The organism is Bradyrhizobium sp. JR4.1 (genome assembly GCF_040548605.1).
GTDB classification, from domain to species: domain Bacteria; phylum Pseudomonadota; class Alphaproteobacteria; order Rhizobiales; family Xanthobacteraceae; genus Bradyrhizobium; species Bradyrhizobium canariense.
Window position 1 is genome coordinate 118,646 of sequence record NZ_JBEPRY010000011.1, and the last position, 21,194, is coordinate 139,839.

General features: G+C 63.9%; 17 protein-coding genes. 6 read left to right on the forward strand and 11 right to left on the reverse strand.

Annotated elements, in window-relative coordinates; genetic code table 11:
- Window positions 1-11: 11 nt before the first annotated feature.
- Window positions 12-1,958 carry a maltotransferase domain-containing protein gene (locus tag ABIB90_RS21990; RefSeq protein ID WP_354201353.1) on the reverse strand — a complete coding sequence of 649 codons (1,947 nt, stop codon included), beginning with the start codon at window positions 1,956-1,958 and terminating at the stop codon, window positions 12-14.
- A gap of 204 nt (window positions 1,959-2,162) precedes the next feature.
- On the opposite strand from ABIB90_RS21990, the gene malQ reads away from it, so the two are divergent.
- Both malQ and ABIB90_RS22000 read left to right on the forward strand, forming a co-directional pair.
- Window positions 2,163-4,124, forward strand: coding sequence for a 4-alpha-glucanotransferase (gene malQ, locus ABIB90_RS21995; protein ID WP_354201354.1), 1,962 nt, complete (start codon window positions 2,163-2,165; stop codon window positions 4,122-4,124).
- Window positions 4,125-4,167: 43 nt separating this feature from the next.
- Window positions 4,168-5,967 (forward strand): glycoside hydrolase family 15 protein, encoded by a 1,800-nt coding sequence (locus ABIB90_RS22000; RefSeq protein ID WP_354201355.1) that lies wholly within the window; start codon window positions 4,168-4,170, stop codon window positions 5,965-5,967.
- A 4-nt stretch (window positions 5,968-5,971) separates the two neighbouring features.
- Here the strand turns inward: ABIB90_RS22000 and ABIB90_RS22005 are convergent, their stop codons facing one another.
- From ABIB90_RS22005 to ABIB90_RS22030, 6 genes are read right to left on the reverse strand one after another with little or no spacing between them, the layout of a single operon-like run.
- Window positions 5,972-6,784, reverse strand: coding sequence for an HAD family hydrolase (locus tag ABIB90_RS22005; RefSeq protein WP_354201356.1), 813 nt, complete (start codon window positions 6,782-6,784; stop codon window positions 5,972-5,974).
- Window positions 6,785-6,807: 23 nt separating this feature from the next.
- Window positions 6,808-7,338, reverse strand: coding sequence for a gluconokinase (locus ABIB90_RS22010; protein ID WP_354168256.1), 531 nt, complete (start codon window positions 7,336-7,338; stop codon window positions 6,808-6,810).
- Window positions 7,325-8,068: a 6-phosphogluconolactonase gene (gene pgl, locus ABIB90_RS22015; RefSeq protein ID WP_354201357.1), complete on the reverse strand. Its 744-nt coding sequence runs from the start codon at window positions 8,066-8,068 to the stop codon at window positions 7,325-7,327. The genes ABIB90_RS22010 and pgl overlap by 14 nt, the downstream gene beginning before the upstream one ends.
- 5 nt (window positions 8,069-8,073) lie before the next feature.
- The gene (gene zwf, locus ABIB90_RS22020; protein WP_219685522.1) at window positions 8,074-9,585 is read right to left on the reverse strand and encodes a glucose-6-phosphate dehydrogenase; all 1,512 of its coding nucleotides are present in this window, start codon (window positions 9,583-9,585) and stop codon (window positions 8,074-8,076) included.
- Window positions 9,586-9,613: 28 nt separating this feature from the next.
- Window positions 9,614-10,612 (reverse strand): phosphogluconate dehydrogenase (NAD(+)-dependent, decarboxylating), encoded by a 999-nt coding sequence (gnd, locus tag ABIB90_RS22025; protein WP_354201358.1) that lies wholly within the window; start codon window positions 10,610-10,612, stop codon window positions 9,614-9,616.
- Between the two features lie 13 nt (window positions 10,613-10,625).
- A complete protein-coding gene (locus ABIB90_RS22030) occupies window positions 10,626-13,475 on the reverse strand; it encodes a bifunctional transaldolase/phosoglucose isomerase (protein WP_354201359.1) in 2,850 nt (949 codons plus the stop codon).
- 330 nt (window positions 13,476-13,805) lie between these two features.
- Between ABIB90_RS22030 and ABIB90_RS22035 the strand changes: the two genes are divergently transcribed.
- The 4 genes from ABIB90_RS22035 (at window position 13,806) to ABIB90_RS22050 (ending at window position 19,507) form a co-directional block, all read left to right on the forward strand.
- The gene (locus ABIB90_RS22035; protein WP_007595706.1) at window positions 13,806-14,435 is read left to right on the forward strand and encodes a hypothetical protein; all 630 of its coding nucleotides are present in this window, start codon (window positions 13,806-13,808) and stop codon (window positions 14,433-14,435) included.
- Between the two features lie 299 nt (window positions 14,436-14,734).
- Window positions 14,735-16,678, forward strand: coding sequence for a PrkA family serine protein kinase (locus ABIB90_RS22040; protein WP_007595704.1), 1,944 nt, complete (start codon window positions 14,735-14,737; stop codon window positions 16,676-16,678).
- 19 nt (window positions 16,679-16,697) lie between these two features.
- Window positions 16,698-17,975, forward strand: coding sequence for a YeaH/YhbH family protein (locus ABIB90_RS22045; RefSeq protein ID WP_354201408.1), 1,278 nt, complete (start codon window positions 16,698-16,700; stop codon window positions 17,973-17,975).
- Complete coding sequence (locus ABIB90_RS22050; RefSeq protein WP_007595700.1) at window positions 17,972-19,507, forward strand: SpoVR family protein; 1,536 nt, start codon at window positions 17,972-17,974, stop codon at window positions 19,505-19,507. Before ABIB90_RS22045 ends, ABIB90_RS22050 begins: the two co-directional genes overlap by 4 nt.
- A gap of 219 nt (window positions 19,508-19,726) precedes the next feature.
- Here ABIB90_RS22050 and ABIB90_RS22055 read toward each other — a convergent pair whose 3' ends face one another.
- The 4 genes from ABIB90_RS22055 to ABIB90_RS22070 are packed head-to-tail and all read right to left on the reverse strand — an operon-like array spanning window position 19,727 to window position 21,194.
- A complete protein-coding gene (locus tag ABIB90_RS22055; protein WP_354127281.1) occupies window positions 19,727-20,173 on the reverse strand; it encodes a DUF1801 domain-containing protein in 447 nt (148 codons plus the stop codon).
- 2 nt (window positions 20,174-20,175) lie between these two features.
- Window positions 20,176-20,394 carry a hypothetical protein gene (locus ABIB90_RS22060; RefSeq protein WP_007595696.1) on the reverse strand — a complete coding sequence of 73 codons (219 nt, stop codon included), beginning with the start codon at window positions 20,392-20,394 and terminating at the stop codon, window positions 20,176-20,178.
- A gap of 45 nt (window positions 20,395-20,439) precedes the next feature.
- Complete coding sequence (locus ABIB90_RS22065; RefSeq protein ID WP_007595695.1) at window positions 20,440-20,871, reverse strand: SRPBCC family protein; 432 nt, start codon at window positions 20,869-20,871, stop codon at window positions 20,440-20,442.
- Complete coding sequence (locus ABIB90_RS22070) at window positions 20,868-21,194, reverse strand: ArsR/SmtB family transcription factor (protein ID WP_007595691.1); 327 nt, start codon at window positions 21,192-21,194, stop codon at window positions 20,868-20,870. Before ABIB90_RS22070 ends, ABIB90_RS22065 begins: the two co-directional genes overlap by 4 nt.

The following is a 21,194-nucleotide window of genomic DNA, read 5'->3' on the forward strand; positions in this document are numbered from 1 at the left end:
GGCGTGCGCCCTTACGCCAGGCAGCGGAACAGTAGCGCCGGATCGCGCTCGGGATCGCTACGCAATTTGATCCCGCCCCATTCGATGCGGGCCTGTTCGCCGGTGAGGAGGTTTTCGAGTGCCGACACATGGTGTCGCTGCCCGCCGGCGTCAACCGTGACGTCGCCGAGCGGCAACCAGAATTCGCGCACGTGGCGCGACAGTGCAACCACGGCGACGACGACGTTGGCCGGGCCGGTCGCCTCCTTCACGAAGGCGATCGTCTCGCCGTCTTCGATGCCGAGGAAGCGCAGGTTCGCGGTCTGGTGAAGCGCAGCATTCTCGTTGCGGATGCGATTGAGCTCCGCGATGTAGGCCTTGATGTTGCCGGGCTTGTTCCAGTCGCGCTGCTTGATCTGGTATTTCTCAGAATCGAGATATTCCTCGCGGCCGGGGATCGCGTCATGCTCCAGCAACTCGAACCCGCTGTAGAGGCCGTAATTGCCGGACAGCGTCGCCGCCAGCGCGAGGCGCGATTTGAACGCCCATGTCTCGCCGCCCTGGAGATGATAGGGCAAGAGATCGGGCGTATTCACGAACAGGTTCGGCCGATAGAAATCACGTTCGGGATAGCGCGTCAGCTCGCCGAGATATTGCTCCAGCTCCCACTTCGCCGTGCGCCAGGGGAAATAGCTGAACGATTGTGCAAAGCCGAGCTTGGCAAGCCCCTTCATCAGCTTCGGGCGCGCAAACGTCTTGGAGAACAGGATCACCTCGGGATGCCGGCGGCGGATGTCACGGATCAGCCACTCCCAGAAGGCGAGCGGCGCGGTGTCATGATTGTCGATGGCGAAGATGGTGACGCCGTGGTCGATCCAGAACAGCATGGCGTCGCGAAACGTGTTCCACAGTCCAGCCCGGTCGACGGACGTGAAATCGGGGATGACGATATCGGAATAGGGCCCGTCAGCCGTCCGCACCGAGCGATCCGGGCGCCATTTGAACCATTCCGGATGCTGCGTCAGCCACGGGTGGTCCGGCGAGCATTGCACGGCGAAGTCGAGCGCGAGTTCGAGGCCGTATTCCAGGCAGGTCGCGACCAGCGCGCGAAAATCCTCGATTGTGCCGAGTTCGGGGTGCAGCGCATCGTGCCCGCCCTCGATGGCGCCGATCGCATAAGGCGAGCCGGGATCGCCTTCGGCCGCCACCGGCGTGTTGTTGCGGCCCTTGCGCCGGGTGCGGCCGATGGGATGGATCGGCGTGAAGTAGAGCACGTCAAAGCCCATCGCGGCGATGTCGGGCACGCGCGCGATGCAGTCGCGGAGCGTGCCATGCTGTCCCGGCACCACGCTCTGGCTGCGCGGCATCATCTGATACCAGGTGCCGAAGCGTGCCTTGTCGCGGTCGACGAACAGTGGGAATAGCGCCGAGCGCGTGAGATCAGGCCGCGACTGGCTCTCGGCCATGGCTGCGCCGAGCTCGGTTGCCAGCAGCGGGGCAACGTCGCCGGTCTGAAGATAGTCCTCGCATTGCCTGACGATGACGGCGGCGGCGTCCTGCTGCGCGCCATGCGCCTTGGTCAGGAGGCCCGCGCCCTCGATCGCATCGAGAGTGACATCGGCGCCGGAGCGCTGCTTGCGCGCGACCGCGCGCGACCACGTCGCGAACTCGTCGGTCCAGGCTTCGATCGCATAGACATATTTGCCGGGCTCGACCGGTGTGAACGCGCCGGACCAGCGGTCATTGCCGTGAGGGATCATCGGCTCGCTCTGCCATTCGCGGTCCTGCTCCTGTCGCCAGATCAGCGCTGCGCCGATCACGGCGTCGCCGTCCCGGTAGATGTCGGCCCAGACCTCGACCGGTTCGCGCGCGATCCGCTTCACGGGGAAGCGCCCGCCGTCGATCAGGGGATAGACGTCCTCGATGAGGAAAGTGCTGCCCGCTGCGGCACTCTCGACAGTTTGAATTGTCTTGTTCACGGTGATGCCATTGACAAGAAAGCAGGAGCCCGTTTCCCTTGCCGGGAACCTACGCTTGATACCACTATAGAAAGCCGCTTGTGTGTCATTGGTTCCCTGGGGAACGGCAGGCGCGGCTCGCGAGTTACCCCTGACTAACCTCTTCCGCGACCTCGTTAAAATCGATGCCCCCGGCCAAAAAATGGCCTGCAAGCTGCGTGCCGAATGGATCTTTTAGCTCAAGCCCGGATCAAGGGCGTTCAATCCGAATTCGTCGATGCCCTCGGAAAGCTGCGGGTCACCGATCCCGTGGCCCTCAAATCCATCCTCGACGCCCTGCCGGAAAAGCGGGTTTACCGCTTCGTCAGCGGGCCCGTGGTGGTACGCGCCTTGGGACATCCGCGCACCGAATTGGTGACGATCGGTGCGCCGCCGCTCAAATGGAAGATGACCGGCAACGGCAATTTGATCGCCCAAGGTGAGACGCGCGAGCCCGTGATTGCCTGGCCCGCCGGCCTGCCGCTCGGCTATCACCGCCTGACGCTGATCGATGCCGAAGGCGTGACCGAAGAGGTGCCGATGATCGTGGCGCCGGAGCGGGCCTTTGGCGGCGATTTCGACCGCGGCTGGCTGCTTGCCGTGCAGCTCTACAGCGTCCGCTCGGACCGCAATTGGGGCATCGGCGATTTCACCGACCTCGCCGGTCTCGTCCGGCTCGCCAAGCAGTTGGGGGCCGACGGCGTCGGGCTCAATCCCCTGCATGTGTTGTTCGACGACCATCCGGCCGATTGCAGTCCCTATTCGCCGAACAGCCGGCTGTTTCTCAATCCGCTCTATATCGACGTCGAGGCGATCCCGGAATTTTCCCCCGACCTCGTCCCCGATGCGGCCGCGACCGCCGCGCGGCTCCGCGACGGCGATCGCGTGCCCTATCACGACATGGCGGCCTTGAAATGGCTCGGCCTCCGCGCCGCCTTCGACAGCTTCGTCAAAACCGCGAGCGGCGTCCGCCGCAACCAGTTCGACGCCTTCCGCGCGGCTCGCGCGCCGCTATTGTCCCGCTTTGCCTGCTTCGAGGTGCTCCGTCATCGCTTCGCGGCGCCGTGGTGGGAATGGCCGGAGGAATGGCAAAAGCCGGACGAGACGAAATGCGCCGAGCTGCGCAATGGCCCGGACAAGCACGAGGTCGAGTTCGTCGAATTCGTGCAATGGACGGCTGATAGCCAATTGCATGCCGCCAAGGAGCTGGCCGGCCAGCTCGGCATGCGGGTTGGGCTCTATCTCGACGTTGCCGTCGGCGTGCAGTCGAACGGCTTCGATGCCTGGAACGAGCAGGGGGCGATCTCCCGTCATCTCGCCGTCGGCGCGCCGCCGGACGTGCTCAATACCATCGGCCAGGATTGGGGCCTCGCCGGCTTCAATGCCGGCGGCCTGGAGGCGCAATCCTTCGTGCCATTCGCCGATATGCTCGCGGCTTCAATGCGCCATTCCGGGGCCATCCGTCTCGATCACGTGCTGGGCCTGAAGCGACTTTATCTGGTGCCGCGCGGCTTCAAGCCCGACAACGGCGCCTATGTGCAAATGCCGTTCGAGGCGCTGCTGGCGACTGTGGCGCGCGAGAGCGCGGCCCATAAGTGCATCGTGATCGGCGAGGACCTCGGCACGGTGCCGGAAGGTTTTCGCGAGACCATGCAGGATTTCGGCATCTGGTCCTACCTCGTCATGATGTTCGAGCGCGACGATGCCGGTCATTTCCGGCCCGTCGATCACTACCGGCCCAACGCGCTGGTGACGCTGAACACGCATGATTTGTCGACCTATGCCGGCTGGCGCTCATTCAGCGATCTCAGGATGAAGCGCTCGCTCGGGCTCGATCCCGGCGAGAACGATCAGGCCCGCTGGGATGCGCTCGGCCTGCTCGACGAGATCCTGCGCGCCAACGGCATCCGTGCCAATGATGTCTATTCGGTGCTCGCCTTCCTGTCGCGCACGCCGTCGCGGCTGCTTGCGGTGTCGCTGGAGGATCTGCTCGGGGTGATCGACCAGCCCAACATTCCCGGTACGATCGACGAGCATCCGAACTGGCGCCAGCGCCTGCCTGTGACGCTCGACAAGATTGCCTCGAAAGTCGATCTCGGGGCTTTGAAGGCCGCGACACGGGAACGCTCGTTGCCCGGCGGGCGTTGATCGCCTGGGCTCCAAGGGTGCCGTTTTCGAGGCTCGTACGACATTGTCTCAGAGGATTGAGGACTATGCGCTGATCGGCGACTGCGAGACCGCGGCGCTGGTCGGCCGCAACGGCTCGATCGATTGGCTGTGCTGGCCGGCCTTCGATTCCGACGCCTGCTTTGCCGCGCTCCTCGGCACGCACAAGAACGGCCGCTGGCTGATCGCGCCGAGGGAGGACGTCACCGCGACGTCGCGCCGCTATCTCGGCGACACCCTCATCCTCGAGACGCGCTTTGAGACGAAGAGCGGCACCGTTGCGCTGATCGACTTCATGCCGCCGCGCGGCAAGGCCTCCGATATCGTGCGGCTGGTCCGCGGCGTCAGCGGCACGGTGAAGATACGGATGGAGCTCGTCATCCGCTTCGGCTTCGGCGTCGACATCCCGTGGGTGCGGCGGATCGACCATTCCCTGCTGGCGGTCGCCGGGCAGGACATGACGGTGCTGCGGACTCCCGCGAAGACCCGCGGCGAGGATCTGACCACGGTCTCCGATTTCGAGGTGAAGGCGGGCGAGACCGTGCCGTTCGTGCTGACCTACGGCCCCTCGCATCTCGAGCCACCCGCACCGATCGACCCGGAGCTCGCGCTGCAGGAGACGGAAAAGTTCTGGCAGGACTGGTGCAGCCACTGTAATCGCGATGGCGACTATCGCGACCTGATCGTGCGCTCGCTGATCACACTCAAGGCGCTGACCTTCGGTCCGACCGGCGGCATCGTCGCGGCGCCGACCACCTCCTTGCCGGAGAAGCTCGGCGGCGCCAGGAATTGGGACTACCGCTTCTGCTGGCTGCGCGATGCCACCTTCACGCTGCTGGCGCTGATGAACTCGGGTTACACCGAGGAAGCCTCGGCCTGGCACAATTGGCTGTTGCGGGCGGCTGCAGGCTCACCGTCGAACATGCAGATCATGTACGGCATCTGGGGCCAGCGGCGACTGCTGGAATGGGAAGCCGGTTGGCTCGACGGCTACGAGGGCGCCCAGCCGGTGCGCGTCGGCAATGCCGCGCATGCGCAGCTCCAGCTCGACGTCTACGGCGAACTGATCGACGCCTTCCACCAATCGCGGATGGCCAAGCTCAAGCTCGACGACGAGAGCTGGGCGCTGGAATGCGCCGTGCTCAAGCATCTCGCCGAAGTCTGGGACCAGCCCGATCACGGCATCTGGGAGCGGCGCGGAGAGCCGAAGCACTATGTCTTCTCCAAGGTGATGACCTGGGTCGCCTTCGACCGCGGCATCAAGAGCGCCGAGACCTTCGGCTTCAAGGCGCCGCTGCTGCACTGGCGCACCTTGCGCGACGCCATTCATCGCGACGTCTGCAACCGGGGCTTCAACACGGAGGAGAATGCCTTCGTGGAGTCCTACGGCTCGAAGCTGCTCGACGCCAGCGTGCTGCTGCTGCCGGCCGTCGGCTTCCTGGAAGCGTCGGATCCGCGCATTCGCGGCACCATAGTGGCGATGGAAAAGCACATGATGCCTGACGGCTTCGTGCTGCGGCACGATCCCCGCGAGGTGCCTGCGGGGCAGCCGCCGCTCGAAGGCGCCTTCCTCGCCTGCAGCCTGTGGCTGGCCGATGCCCATGTGCTGGCGGGCGATCTCGACAAGGCGCAAGCCTTGTTCGATCGCGTGGTCGGGATCGCGAATGATGTCGGGCTGCTGGCCGAGGAATATGATTCAGGCGCCAAGCGTCAGACCGGCAATTTCCCCCAGGCGCTGACGCATATCGCGCTGGTCAACACCGCGCATAATCTGTCGGCGGCAAGGCAGGGCAGCGAGAAGCCCGCGATGCAGCGGTCGAAGTAGTGACCTAGGCGACCCCGTTCCGCTTCAAGATCATCTCCATCGCCTCCGCAAAACCGTCCTGCTCGTTGGACGCGGTGACGTGGGTCGCCTGGTCCTTGACGTTGTCGGCCGCATTGCCCATCGCGATCGAGGTGCCGCTGACGCGGAACATGGCGAGGTCGTTCTGCATGTCGCCGATGGTTGCGACCGCGTCGGTTGAAATGCCGAGGCGCTTGGCCATGGCTTGCACGAATGTGCCCTTGTCGAAACCGGGCGGGGTGATGTCGAGGTAATAGGTTTGCGAACGCACAGCAGTGGCCTCGCTGCCGAGCGCCTGCTGCATTACCTTCTCGCATGCTTCGAGGCCGGCCGCATCGGCGCTGGCGCCGACGATCTTGCAGGCGCTCGCGAGATACGGTGAAAAGTCCGTGACGATGGTGGGATCGGAGCGGATGGTGTGCTGCTCGTGAGCGACGTATTGGCCATCAGGCTTGTCGATCAGCCATTTGTCGGTGGTGAACAGCCAGATGTCGGCGCGGAAGTCCCGGAGGATTTGCAGGGACCGCTCGGCGGCGCTCGCCGGAATCAAATGCTGCTCGACCGGATTCATCTCGGGATCGACGATCGAGGAGCCATTGAACGGGCCGACCGGCAGCCAGAGCGCCAGCGGTTCGATCAGGAAGCGCATGCCGATCGCGGGCCGGCTCGACGTAATCGTGAAACCGATGCCGGCCTGGTGCAGACGCTGCACCGCGGACCTCGCGCGGCCGGTCAGCGTCTTGTCCTTCGTCAGCAGCGTACCGTCGACGTCGGAGACGACGAGCGAGATTTTTGTCATGACAATCCCTTGGGTGTTTGGCCTCAGCGTTTCGCGCCGCCCAGTTTCAGCTGTCGCACCGCGCCGTCCACGATCGCTTCCACGGATTCGTCGATCGAGACGGTGATCACGTGCTCGCCAGCCTCGGGCGGCTCCAGCGTGTTGAACTGGCTCGTCAGCAGGCCGGGCGGCATGAAATGCCCCTTGCGTTGCGCAAGGCGAGCGGCGATCAGCTCCTTCGTGCCCCGCAGGAATATGAAGCGGACGTCGTCGCGTCCGCGCAGCAGCACGTCCCGATAAGTATGCTTTAGCGCCGAGCAGGCGATGATCACGTGCTCGCCCTTGTCACAGACCCGCGCGATCTCGTCGGCAATGGCGTTGAGCCAGGGCCAGCGGTCCTCGTCGGTGAGGGGATGGCCGGCCCGCATCTTCTCGACATTGCTGGCGGGATGAAAGCTGTCTCCGTCCTCGAATCGCCAGCCGAGGCGCTCGCCCAGCGCTTTTGCAACCGTACTCTTGCCCGAACCCGACACGCCCATCACGATCAATGCACAAGGTGCTTCAACGCCCGTCACGAATTCCCCCCGGAAGCGCGGCTTGGTCGACCAGCCAGACGGTCTCGCCATTCGAGCGCGCGCGTACAGCCGGCAGAGTCTCGCCATTGAGGAGGCGCGTCAAGATCGGCTGCTTGTCGTGCCCCGCAATCTCGAACAGCATTTCGCGGCAGGACGCCAGCGCGGGCAGGGTGAGCGAGACCCGCGGCACGAAGGGGGCAACATTGGCCTTTGGGACGCCGACGACCCAGCGCTCGGTCTCCTCGATCGCGGCGTAGCCCGGGAAGAGCGAAGCCGTGTGGCCGTCGGGACCTGCGCCCATCAAAACGATGTCGAACAGCGGCCGCGCCGGATCCAGGCTTTCCGCGCCGTAGAAAGACTGCAGCTCGCGCGCATAGACCTCGGCGCTCTGATCAGGGTCGTCAGCCGTCGTCGGGATCGGGTGAACATGGCCGGAGGGTGCGTTGCGATCGAGAAAGGTCGCGCGCGCGACCGCCATGTTGTTGAGGGGATCGCTTTGGGGCACGAAGCGCTCGTCACCGATGAACCAGTGCACGCGCTCCCACGGGATTTTTTCGCGCCAGGCCTCGCTGCCCAGCAGCTGGTAGAGCTTCTTCGGGCTGGAGCCGCCGGTCAGGCAGATCGCGATGCGCCCGGGATTGGCCGCGATTCGCGCCATCACCCGTTCGGCCGCGGCCCGGGCGAGAGCCTCGGCGTCGGCCGCGACGATCAGCTTCGGCTGTCCGGCCATCGCCGTCACGAAAACTTACGCCAGCTTCGGCCGTCGCGGCGGAGCAATTCATCGGCGCAGGCGGGGCCGTCGCTGCCGGCTTGATAGGTCTCGATGCCGTTGCTGCCCGCGTTCTTCCAGGCGTCCAGGAACGGCTGCACCGCCTGCCACCCGGCTTCGATGCCGTCGGCGCGCTGGAACAGGATGTTGTCGCCGATCATGCAGTCGTAGATCAGCGTCTCGTAGCCGGTCGAGGGATCGGCCCGGAAATAGTCGCCATAGCGGAACTTCATCTCGACGCCGTCGATGGTGACGCTCGGCCCCGGGATCTTGGCGTTGAACTGGAGCTCGATGGTCTCCGTCGGTGCGATGCCGATCGTGAGGAAGTTCTGGGAGAGGCGATCGACAGCCGTGCCTGAGAACATCGACAGCGGCGCCTGCTTGAACTTGATCGCGACCTCGGTGCGCTTGTGGCCGAGCGCCTTGCCGGTCCGCAAATAGAACGGCACGCCGGCCCAGCGCCAATTGTCGATCATCAGTTTCAGCGCGACATAGGTCTCGGTGGTGCTGCCGGGTTTGACGTCCTCGGTCTTGCGATAGTCCGGGATCTCATCGTCGCCGATGCGCCCCGAGAGATATTGGGCGCGCACCGAGCTCTTCAGCGCTTCTTCTTCGCTCGGGCGCTGAATCGAGGTCAGAATCTCGGCTTTCTCGGAGCGCACGGAATGGGCATCGAAACGCGCCGGCGGCTCCATCGCGACCAGCGACATCAGCTGAAACAGATGGTTCGGCACCATGTCGCGCAGCGCGCCGGTGGCATCGTAGAAGCCGCCGCGATGGCCGACGCCGAGTTTTTCCTCCACCGTGATCTGGATGTGGTCGATATGGTTGCGATTCCAGATCGGCTCGAACATGCCGTTGGCAAAGCGCAGCACCAGGATGTTCTGCACCGTCTCCTTGCCGAGATAGTGATCGATCCGGTAGATCTGGTGCTCGTCCATGATCTTCAGCAGCTCGCCATTCAGCGCGCGCGCGGAGGCGAGGTCGGTGCCGAACGGCTTTTCGATCACCAGCCGCCGCCACGCGCCGTTCTCCTTCATCATGCCGGTGCGGCCGAGCTCGCGCGCGGTCGGCGCGAACGCGGCCGGCGGGGTCGCCAGGTAGAACAGCCGGTTGCCGCCGGTGTCCTGCGCGCATTCCAGGGAATCCAGATGCTCGCGCAGGCGATCAAAGGATGGCGGATCCTTTGCGTCGGCTTCGACGAAGGTCACGCATTCCAGCAGCTTCTTGGCAATGTCGTCGTCCACCGGCCGGGTCGCGAACTGGCGCAAGCCCTTCAACAGGCTGTCGCGCAGCTCGTCGTCCGACTGGCCCCGGCGGGCGACGCCGACCACGCAGAACTTTTCCGGTAACAGATGCTCGGCCGCCAGATTGTAGAGCGATGGCATCACCAGCCGATGGGTGAGGTCGCCGGTGACACCAAAGATGACGAAGGCGCAATTTTCCGGCTTGCGCTTGGCTTGCGGGTCTTTTGTCACGAACTATTGGCCTTCGCTCTGCTAATTGCTATTTCGGCTTCGAAGCAGCCGGCTGCTTCGGCTCCTTGTGGCCGCCGAAGCCGGCTCGCATCGCTGAGAGAATTTTCTCGGCGAAGGTGTGTTCCTTGCGGGAACGGAAACGTGCGAACAGCGCCGCGGTCAGGACTTCGGCCGGCACGGCCTCGTCGATCGCCGCGTTCACAGTCCAGCGTCCTTCGCCGGAATCGTCGACGAAACCGGAATATTCCGTCAACGCCGGGCTGTCGGCGAGCGCCGTCGAGGTGAGATCGAGCAGCCAGGACGGGATCACGCTGCCACGCCGCCACACCTCGGCGATATCGGCGAGATCGAAATCGTAACGATGATCCGCCGGCAAGGCCTCGATGTTGGCGTTCTTGAGGATGTCAAAACCTTCGGCATAGGCCTGCATCAGGCCGTATTCGATACCGTTGTGGATCATCTTGACGAAATGCCCGGCGCCGACGGGGCCGGCATGGATGTAGCCCTGCTCGATGCGGGTATCGCGGCCCTCACGTCCCTCCGTGCGCGAAATGTCGCCGGCGCCGGGCGCGAGCGCGGCGAAGATCGGATCGAGCCGATCGACCACCTGTTTCTCGCCGCCGATCATCATGCAATAGCCGCGGTCGAGGCCCCAGACGCCGCCGGAGGTGCCGACGTCGACATAGTGGATGCCGCGCTGCTTCAGCGCCTTGCCGCGGCGGACGTCGTCCTGCCAGAACGTGTTGCCGCCGTCGATGATGACGTCGCCTTCCTGCATCGCGCCCGCGATCGTGTCGATCGTGGTCTCGGTGATGTGGCCGGCCGGCAGCATCACCCACGCCGCGCGCGGCCGCTCCAGTTTCGCAATGAACTCTTCGAGCGTCGCCGAGCCGACCGCGCCGTCTGCGGCAAGGCCGGCGACGGCCTTGGCGTCCTTGTCGTAGACCACGGTCGAATGGCCGTGGCGCATCAGGCGGCGAACGATGTTGCCGCCCATCCGGCCGAGGCCGATCATGCCGAGTTGCATTTGAGGAATTCCCTTAGTTCAGTGCGTCGTTGAGCGCGGCATTGAGCGCCGCGAGACCCTTCTTGAGCCCGCCCTTCAGGTGGACCCGCAGCGCGCGCCGGCCGCGCTCGGTGAGCACGTCGAAGTCGCCGCGCGCCTGCGCGGCCTTGATGACGCCGAAGCTGGCCTTCTGGCCCGGCACCGGCAGGTCCCTGGCATCGTCGGCGGTGATCTGGAGGAACACGCCGCTGTCGGGGCCGCCCTTGTAGGCCTGTCCTGTCGAGTGCAGGAAACGCGGTCCGAACTCGGCGCAGGTTGCGACATGTCGCTTCTCGCGCACTTCGAGCCGCATGGTCTGGAGTGCGTCGATCGTCGCCTTGTCGCGCGCGATGTAGCCGAGCAGGGCGACATAATCGCCATGGTTGGAGCGCGACAGATGCGCCTTCAGCCATGAGGTGAGGTCACCGTTGGCGCCGGCGGCGCGCAGGGCCGCGGCATTGGCCTCGTCGGTGTAGAGATCGGCCTCGGCGGTGCTGACCACCGGCTGCTCGGCCGGCAGCGCGCCGGTCTTTTCGAACGACGCGGTGAGCTCTCGGGTCTTGATCTTGGCCGCTTCCACGTCCGGCTGGTCGAACGGGTTGATGCCGAGGATGCTGCCCGCCACCGCCGTTGCCATCTCGAAGCGGAAGAACTCCTGGCCGAGATGATCGATCGACTTCATCACGATGCGCACGACGGGATGACCGGCCGCTTCGATCGCAGCAAGCTGCGAGTCATGGGCGGCGTCCGCTTCGCCCTCGATACGGATGTCGATGAAGAGCCGGTCATTGCCGTAGACCGCAGGCTCGCCCAGCGGCTCGCCGTCGATCGGGACCAGACCCTTGCCATCCTTGCCGGTCGATTCCGCGATGAGCTGCTCGGCCCAGGCGCCGAAATCGGCAATCTTCTTCGACGACAGGATCGTCACCTTGTCGCGGCCTTCGAGCGCTGCATGGCCCATGGCAAGGCCGAGCTGCACGCCGGGGTTCTCAGCCGGCGGCACGTCCGGTCCGCAGGAGCGGGCCATGGCAAGCGCATGCTTGACGAAGGTCTTGATGTCGATGCCCGCAGTTGCCGCCGGCACCAGGCCAAACGGCGAGAGCACCGAGTAGCGTCCGCCGATGGAGGGCTCGCCATGGAAGATGCGCGCATAGCTCAGCGTCTTCGCCGCCTTCTCCAGCGACGATCCGGGATCGGTGACCGCAATGAAGCGATAGCCGGTCTTGACCTTCGGCCCGACCGCCTGCGTGACGCGCTCGTGGAAATAATCCTTCATCGCATTCGGTTCGGTGGTGCCGCCGGACTTGCTTGAGACGATGAAAACGGTGTTGGCGATGTCGATCCTGGCCTCCATCGCCCGCACCTGCGCCGGATCGGTGGAATCCAGCACGTGCAGCTTCGGGAACCCGGGTTTCTTGCCAAAGGTCTCGGCCAGCACCTCCGGCCCGAGGCTTGATCCGCCCATGCCGAGCACGACGGCGTCGGAGAATTTCTGGCCTTTCACGCGACTGGCATAGTCCTCATAGTCGGCAACATCGGCCTTGGCGGCGCTGTCGAGCCAGCCGAGCCATTTGTCCTCGTCAGTGCCGGTCCAGACCGATTTGTCGCGCTGCCACAGCCTACGGATCTTGGCCGACGCGCGCCATTCCTCGGTGCTCTTGGCCACGGCCTTGCCGAGACCGTCGCCGAGCGAGAGCAGCTGGCGGTCGATCGCGGGCCCGAGCACGGTGGCGCGCTTGTGGGCGACCGCACCATAGAGCTTGTCGGCGGCGTCGGCGAACTGCTTGACGCCGTCCTTGACGAGCTCCTCTGTGATGGCATCGAGCGAGACGCCGGAGCGCTCCAGCTCTTCCAGCACGCGGCAGGCGTCGTCGAGGTTTTCTTCAAGGCTGTCGCGCGGCTTGCCGTGGTCACGGAATGCGTCGAGCGTCGCCGGCGGCACGGTGTTGATGGTGTCGGGGCCGATCAGCTCCTCGACATAGAGGACGTCGCTGTAGTCCTTGTTCTTGGTGCCGGTCGACGCCCACAGCATGCGCTGCGGCTTGGCGCCCTTGGCGGCGAGCTTGTCCCAGCGGGGACCCGAGAACAGGCGCTTGTAATCCTGATAGGCGACCTTGGCATTGGCGATCGCGACCTTGCCCTTCAGCGCGGCCAGCCGCTCCTTCTCGGACGGATCGTTGGCGCGAGCGATCTTCTCGTCGAGCTGCTTGTCGACCACCGAGTCGATGCGGCTGACGAAGAAGCTCGCCACGCTCGCCACGTGCGAGGGGTCGCCGCCACCTGCGACGTATGTCTCCAGACCGGCGAGATAGGCCTCGGCAACCTGCAGATAGACGTCCCTGGAGAACAGCAGCGTGATGTTAATGCTGATGCCGTCGCCGATCAGGGTCTCGATCGCCGGCAGGCCCTCCGGCGTTGCCGGCACCTTCACCATCAGGTTCTTGCGGTTGACGTCCTTCCAGAGCCGCCGCGCCTCGGTGACCGTGCCGGCGGTGTCCATCGCCAGATAGGGCGAGACTTCAAGGCTGACATACCCGTCGCCACCCTTGAGGCGGTCGTAGACCGGGCGCAGCACGTCGGCGGCGTTCTGGATGTCCTCGACCGCGACGGCCTCGAACAGGTCGGCGACCGACCGATCGCCGCGCTTCAACGCCTTGCCGATCGGCGCGTCGTACTCGTCCGAGCTGCCGATCGCTTTCTCGAAGATCGAGGGGTTGGAGGTGACGCCCTTGACGCCGTCGGTGTCGATCAGCCGCTTCAGGTCGCCCTTGGCGATGAAGCCGCGGGCCAGGAAGTCCAGCCAGACGGCTTGTCCGTGCTTTTCCAGTTCTTTGACGGGATTCATGATGCTAATTTATCTCCAAGCCTGCGGGCGAGGGGTTTCCGCACCGGTCCTGACGCGCTATCCTCTAGCTTACATGCTTCCTTGAGGGAACCAATCAAGGGTATGGGCGTCATATCCTCCAGTGTAACTCCGTCGCGATCATGGCGATCCGCGTAAAGGGAGCCGAGTTGCGTAAAAAGGTCGTTGGCCGTGAGGAATCGGTCGGGCCCTTGTTGTGTAACGCCAGCTGTCTCGCCTCGCCGCTAGCGGCTGCGCGGAGTACTCATCAGCGGATTCCGGTCCGGCTGGTGCATTGTGGCTCGGTCGCGAATGGCCATGCTGGGGGAAGGCATGCAAGCACATCATGACCGTCTGGCGCTCGCTGTCACAGACAGCCCCCAGTCGGTCACGTCGACCGGATGCGTCGATGCGTCCCACGATCTCGAAATCGGTCCGTGTACGACCCAAACGCGGCTGCTGGTCGTAGCGGGCTTCGCCATGACGCTGCTCAGCGCAACGCTCGCCTTGGGCTGGTCGAGCGCTTTTGGCGATTACGACGCGACGGTCGGCTCTGCCGGCGTGGTGGTGTTCGCCGTGATGACCGGTCGGCTGATCTGGATGCTCCCCGCCGAGCGGGGATCGGTGGTGATCGTCACCCCCTATGGCATCCGCGATCTCCGCATCGGCAATGAATTTCTGCTGTGGGACTCGATCGCGGAGATTTCGGCTGAAGAACGCCGCGGGCGCAAGGTGATCGTGCTGACGCCGACGCCGGCCTTGCAGCGGCAGCTCTGCAGCATCCGCGGCTTGGCCCGCTCCGTGAGGGACGATCGCATCGTCATCCGGTCGGAGGGCCTAGCGACCGATTTTGATACACTGCTGCGCGCTTGCCGCGACTATCACGCCGCCGGCGGTCCGCGCACCGCATTGCAGCAGGAAGATGAACGCGGCACGCAAGGCTTCGCCGCACAAGCGTCATAAGATCGCCGTTCGCAGACCGCTATGATGCGAGGCCGGATGAACGCATCCCCGGTAACGCCCGGATGTTGCGAGCGAGTGACATTTTCTGGAAATGAGCCAATATAGACAAAGATTCGCTCAAATATCAGGCAGGTGCCTGTTCGTAACTCACCCTGTGCCTACGTTGTGCGTTGCGCCGAGAAGGCGCCCGGGTGTCGAATGATCGTCATGTGCTCACGCTGATTCGAGAGTGGCGCTAAGGAACGGTCCGGTCGCTGCTTTCGTTCAATTGTGTAGCGGAACTCACGCGGAGAGGGATCATGTACAACGATTCTCTATTCAACGCTTTCGCTAAGTCGTTCGAGGCGAGAAGCCAACACGACATGTCGATGGCGGAATATCTGGAATCGTGTCGAAGCGATCCCATGAAATACGCGAACGCGGCCGAACGACTGCTAGCAGCGATCGGTGAGCCCCAGACGATTGACACGGCCAAGGACCCACGCCTTGGCCGTATTTTTTTGAACCGCACGATCCGCACCTATCCGGCCTTCGCCGGCTTCTACGGCATGGAAGAAACCATCGAGCGCATCGTCGGTTTCTTCCGTCACGCGGCGCAGGGCCTCGAAGAGCGCAAGCAGATCCTGTATCTGCTCGGTCCGGTCGGCGGCGGCAAATCCTCGCTCGCCGAGCGGCTGAAGTCGCTGATGGAAGTGCATCCGATCTACGTGCTCAAGGCTGGCGACGAGCTCTCGCCCGTGTTCGAAAGTCCGCTCAGCCTGTTCGATCCGGATCAGCTCGGCCCGATGCTGGAAGAGAAATACGGCATTCCACGCCGCCGTCTCACCGGCCTGATGAGCCCGTGGTGCTACAAGCGGCTGGAAGCCTTCGGCGGCGACATTTCCCAGTTTCGGGTTGCAAAAATCCAGCCGTCGCGGCTGCGCCAGATCGGGATCGCCAAGACCGAGCCGGGTGACGAGAACAACCAGGACATCTCCTCGCTGGTCGGCAAGGTCGACATCCGCAAGCTCGAAACCTATGCGCAGAACGATCCCGACGCCTACAGCTATTCCGGCGGCCTCAATCGCGCCAACCAGGGCGTGCTCGAGTTCGTCGAGATGTTCAAGGCGCCGATCAAGATGCTGCATCCGCTGCTCACCGCGACGCAGGAAGGCAACTACATCGGCACCGAGAACATCGGCGCGATTCCGTTCACCGGCGTCATCCTCGCGCACTCCAACGAAGCCGAGTGGTCGAGCTTCAAGGCCAACAAGAATAACGAGGCCTTCATCGACCGCATCTGCGTGATCAAGGTGCCGTACTGCCTGCGGATCACGGAGGAGCAGAAGATCTACGAGAAGCTGATCCAGGGCTCCGAGCTCGCGGCCGCGCCTTGCGCGCCCGCGACGCTGGAAACGCTGGCGCGGTTCTCGGTGATGTCGCGCCTGCGCAAGCACGAAAATTCCACGACCTACGCCAAGATGAGGGTCTACGACGGCGAGAGCCTGAAGGAGACCGATCCGAAGGCGCGCAGCGTCCAGGAATATCGCGATGCCGCCGGCGTCGACGAGGGCATGGACGGTGTTTCCACCCGCTTTGCCTTCAAGATCCTGGCTGCGACCTTCAACCACGATCCGCAGGAAGTCGCCGCCGACGCCGTGCATCTGATGTACGCGCTGGAGCAATCGATCAAGCGCGAGCAGCTGCCCGAGGAAGTCGAGAAGCGCTACCTCGAATTCATCAAGGCGGACCTTGCTCCGCGTTATGCCGAGTTCATCGGCAACGAGATCCAGAAGGCTTATCTCGAATCCTACTCGGATTACGGCCAGAACCTGTTCGACCGCTACGTCGACTACGCCGATGCCTGGATCGAGGACCAGGATTTCAAGGACGCCGACACCGGCCAGCTGTTGGATCGCGAGCTTTTGAACCAGGAGCTGACCAAGATCGAGAAGCCGGCGGGCATCGCCAATCCGAAGGATTTCCGCAACGAGGTGGTCAAATTCTCGTTACGGTCGCGCGCCCAGAACGGCGGCAAGAATCCGACCTGGATCTCCTACGAGAAGATTCGCGATGTGATCGAAAAGCGGATATTCTCCCAGGTCGAGGACCTGCTTCCGGTCATCTCCTTCGGGTCGAAGAAGGACGGCGAGACGGAGAAGAAGCACGGCGAGTTCGTCGCACGCATGGTGGAGCGCGGCTACACCGAGCGTCAGGTTCGCCGGCTCGTCGAATGGTACATGCGCGTGAAGCAGGCCGGTTGAGGCGGATGGAAAAGTGCCGATTCACATTATTGACAGGCGCCTGAATCCAGGCGGCAAGAGTCTCGAGAACCGGCAGCGGTTCTTGCGTCGGGCCAAATCCCTGGTGCAGGGCGCCGTCAAGAAGACCTCGCAGGAACGCGACATCAAGGACGTCCTGGAGGGTGGCGAGGTCACCATTCCGCTCGACGGCATGCATGAGCCGCGTTTCCGCCGCGACGGCGGAACGCGCGACATGGTGTTGCCCGGGAACAAGAAGTTCATCGAGGGCGACTACCTCCAGCGCTCGGGCCAGGGCAGCGCCAAGGATTCCGGACCGGGCGAAGGCGACAGCGAGGACGCCTTCCGTTTCGTGCTCAGCCGCGACGAATTCGTCGATCTCTTTCTCGACGATCTCGAATTGCCCGACCTTGCCAAGCGCAAGATCGCGCACACCGAGAGCGAGGGCATCCAGCGCACCGGCTACACCACGTCGGGCTCGCCATCCAACATCTCGGTGAGCCGGACGGTTCGGCGCGCACTGGCGCGCCGTATCGCGCTCAAGCGTCCCAGCAAGGAGGAGATCGAAGAGCTGGAAGCCGCCATCGCCGCCTGCGCGGACGAGGACGAGCGTCTGGTGCTGATGGCCCAGCTCGAAAAACTGAAGGCGAAGTCCAAGCGCATTCCCTTCATCGATCCGCTCGATATCCGCTACCGCCGCTTCGAGACGGTGCCCAAGCCCGTTGCCCAGGCCGTGATGTTCTGCCTGATGGACGTGTCGGGCTCGATGTCCGAGCACATGAAGGATCTCGCCAAGCGCTTCTACATGCTGCTCTACGTGTTCCTGAAGCGCCGCTACAAGCATGTCGACATCGTCTTCATCCGCCACACCGATCGCGCCGAGGAGGTGGACGAGCAGACCTTCTTCTACGGCCCGGCTTCCGGCGGCACGCTGGTCTCCAGCGCCCTGCAGGCGATGCACGAGATCGTGCGCGAACGCTTCAGCCCGTCGGACTGGAATATCTACGCCGCCCAAGCCTCCGACGGCGACAATTCCTATTCCGACGGCGAGCTCGCGGGCATGCTGCTGACCGACAAGATCCTGCCGGTCTGCCAGTTCTTTGCCTATCTCGAGGTCGGCGAGTCCGGCGGCAGCGCTTTCGATCTGTCCGACTCCTCGCTCTGGACTCTCTACGAGCGCCTGCGCAACAGCGGCGCACCGCTCTCGATGCGCAAGGTCAGCGAGCGCAGCGAGATTTTTCCGGTGTTCCACGATCTGTTTCAGCGCCGCGACACTGCCCAGGAGAAAGCCGCTCCATGACAGAACGCTTGTTCGAAGGCGCCGATTGGGATTTTCACACCTTGCAGCGCATCACGGATGCCTGCGAGGAGGTGGCGACGAAAGATCTCGGGCTCGACGTCTATCCGAACCAGATCGAAGTCATCACCGCCGAGCAGATGCTGGACGCCTATTCGTCGGTCGGCATGCCGCTGTTCTACAAGCACTGGTCATTCGGAAAGCACTTCGCGTATCACGAGGCCTCATACCGCAAGGGCCTGATGGGACTTGCCTATGAGATCGTGATCAACTCCTCGCCCTGCATCTCCTACCTGATGGAGGAGAACACGGCGACGATGCAGACCCTGGTGATCGCGCACGCCGCCTTCGGCCACAACCACTTCTTCAAGAACAACTATCTGTTCAAGCAGTGGACCGACGCCGACGGCATCCTGGACTATCTGGATTTCGCCAAGAACTACGTCATGCAATGCGAGGATCGCTACGGCCGCGTCGAGGTCGAGCGCACCCTCGATGCCGCGCATGCGCTGATGTCGCATGGGATCGACCGCTATCCCGGCAAGAAGAAGCTCGACCTCCGCGCCGAAGAGAAGCGGGCAGGGCGCCGCCGCCAGCATGAGGAGGAGGTCTTCAACGACCTCTGGCGCACCGTGCCGGCGGGAAAGAGCAAGACCCGGTCCGCACTCAGCGTCGAACGGCGCCGCAAGCTGCTCGGCCTGCCGCAGGAAAACCTGCTGTATTTCCTAGAGAAGAGCGCGCCGCGGCTGGCGCCATGGCAGCGCGAGCTGTTGCGCATCGTTCGCCACATCGCGCAATATTTCTATCCGCAGAGCCAGACCAAGGTGATGAACGAGGGGACGGCGACCTACGTCCACTATCGCATCATGACCAAGCTGCATCAGCAGGGCCGCATCAGCGACGGCAATTTTCTCGAATTCCTGCAGTCGCACACCAACGTCGTGTTCCAGCCCGAATTCGACGACCAGCGCTTTTCCGGCTTCAATCCCTATGCGCTCGGCTTCGCCATGATGCAGGACATCGAGCGCATCGTCACCCGGCCGGAAGACGAGGACCGCGAGTGGTTCCCGGACATCGCCGGCAAGAACGACGTGATGGGCGTGCTGCGCGACGTCTGGGCCAATTACCGCGACGAGAGTTTTATCGCCCAGTTCCTGAGTCCGAAGCTGATGCGGCATCTCCGCATGTTCCACCTGCATGACGATCCCGAGGAGCGCGCCGGCATCCGGGTCGACGCCATTCACGACGAGCGCGGCTTCCGCCGCGTCCGGCGCGAGCTGGCACGGCAGCACGATGTCGGCTACATCGACGCGAATATCGAGGTGGTCGACGTCGATCTCTCCGGCGACCGGCGGCTGATCCTGCATCACCATGTCATCAAGGGCGCGCAGCTCAACGAGACCGACGCCAAGCGCGTGCTCCAGCATCTCGCCGATCTCTGGACCTACGATGTCGCACTGATCGAGGTCGATTCCAACGACAAGGTGCTGCGCGAATACGTCGTGAGCCCGCGGCCGATCTCGGCGGTGGCGTGAGGGCGGGGCAGCTTCCGGAGCGCGACGAGATTAGCCTTGTGGCTTCTGCCAGGGAGGTGCGCTCCCTCCCCCGCTTGCGGCCGAGAGGGTGTCTCCGCAGCGGGATTCCCCCAGAGGATAGAGCCCTCACCCGGCGCTACGCGCCGACCTCTCCCGCAAGCGGGAGAGGTTGCAGCCAGTCCGCGGCTGCTAAAGCGATCAACGTGAATCAATCGTGCTCTAAGTCGATCGCTTCTTCGCCGGCTTCTTCTTGGCTTTCGACGCATTCAGCTCCACGGCTGCGCGGATCAGCGCCTTCAACGCCTTCTCGTTGATCTTGTCGCCTTCGCGAATATCGATCGCGCGGCGCACGTTGCCGTCGAGGCTCGAGTTGAACAGGCCGGCGGGATCGTCCAGCGCGGCGCCCTTGGCAAAGGTCATCTTCACCACGGCCTTGTAGGTCTCGCCGGTGCAGATGATGCCGTCGTGCTCCCACACCGGAACGCCGCGCCACTTCCATTCCTCGACGACATCAGGGTCGGCCTCCTTGATCAGGCCGCGGATTCGCCCGAGCATGTCGCCGCGCCAGTCGCCGAGCTCCTTGATCCTGCCGTCGATCATCCTGGATGGCGAAGCGCCATTCGTCTTCATCGCGCTGCTGGTTTTCGCGGTCACGGCCTTCTTCATGCTCACGCCTCTTGTCGGGCGCCGCGGCCGCGGCCGAGATATGGCAGCGCGAACATGTAGAGCCCGGTCGCAAGCAACGGGATCAATGGGACGAAGGCGAGCAAGCCGATCCACGTCGCCTGGACTTGCATCGTCAGGGCGACGATGTTGGCGATGACGGCCAGCGTGAAAGCAATCGACAGCCAGCGATGGATCTGTCGAATCCACATATTTCCGGTCAATGAAACCTCCTCTTGAGATGATCGAAATGAAGGCCGGCGGCCGAGCTAGTCTGCCTTGGCCAGCAGCTCGTCCAGCTTGGTGAGGAACTGCTTCCAGCCGGCATGCGCGCCGCCAAATGCCTGCTTCTGCGCCGGGCTGAAGCCCGCTTGCTCGACACGCAGATGAGTGCCTGCGCCCGTCGGCGTCAGCGTGAAGGTCACGACGCTCTTGAGATCGAACGCCGCGTCCTCGTGCGAGAAATTCCAGGTGTAGGCGAGCGTCTTCTGCGGCTCGATGGTGAGGACTTCGCAGTCCAGCACGCCGCCCCATTCGCCGCGAAGGTTGAAGCGGTGGCCCACGTTCGGCTTGAAGTCGTTCTTCATCAGCCATTCCTCGATCAGATGCGGCTGCGTCAGCGCGCGCCAGATCCGCTCTGCCGGAAAGGCAAATTCGCGCTCGACGACGACAGATCGGGTTTCGGTCGCGGATTCGTTCATTGGTCCATCCTCTTCAGGAGATCGTCGAGCGCGTCGAGCCGGTTCTGCCAGAATCCGGCCATCTGGCTGGTCCAGTCGATCAGCGGATTGAGCGCGCCGGGTTGGGCGCTGTAATGCGTCTGCCGTCCTTGATGCCGGTCGCGCACGAGGCCAGCCTGCTTCAGCGCGCCGAGATGTTTTGAGACCGCCGGCTGGGACACGCCCGACAGTGCCGTCAGGGCCCCGACCGTCTGTTCGCCCTCGCGGCACAATCGCTCGAAGATCGCCCGACGGGTGGGGTCGGCGAGCGTCCTGAACAGAAGGTCGTGGGCGGCGGCGGGCAT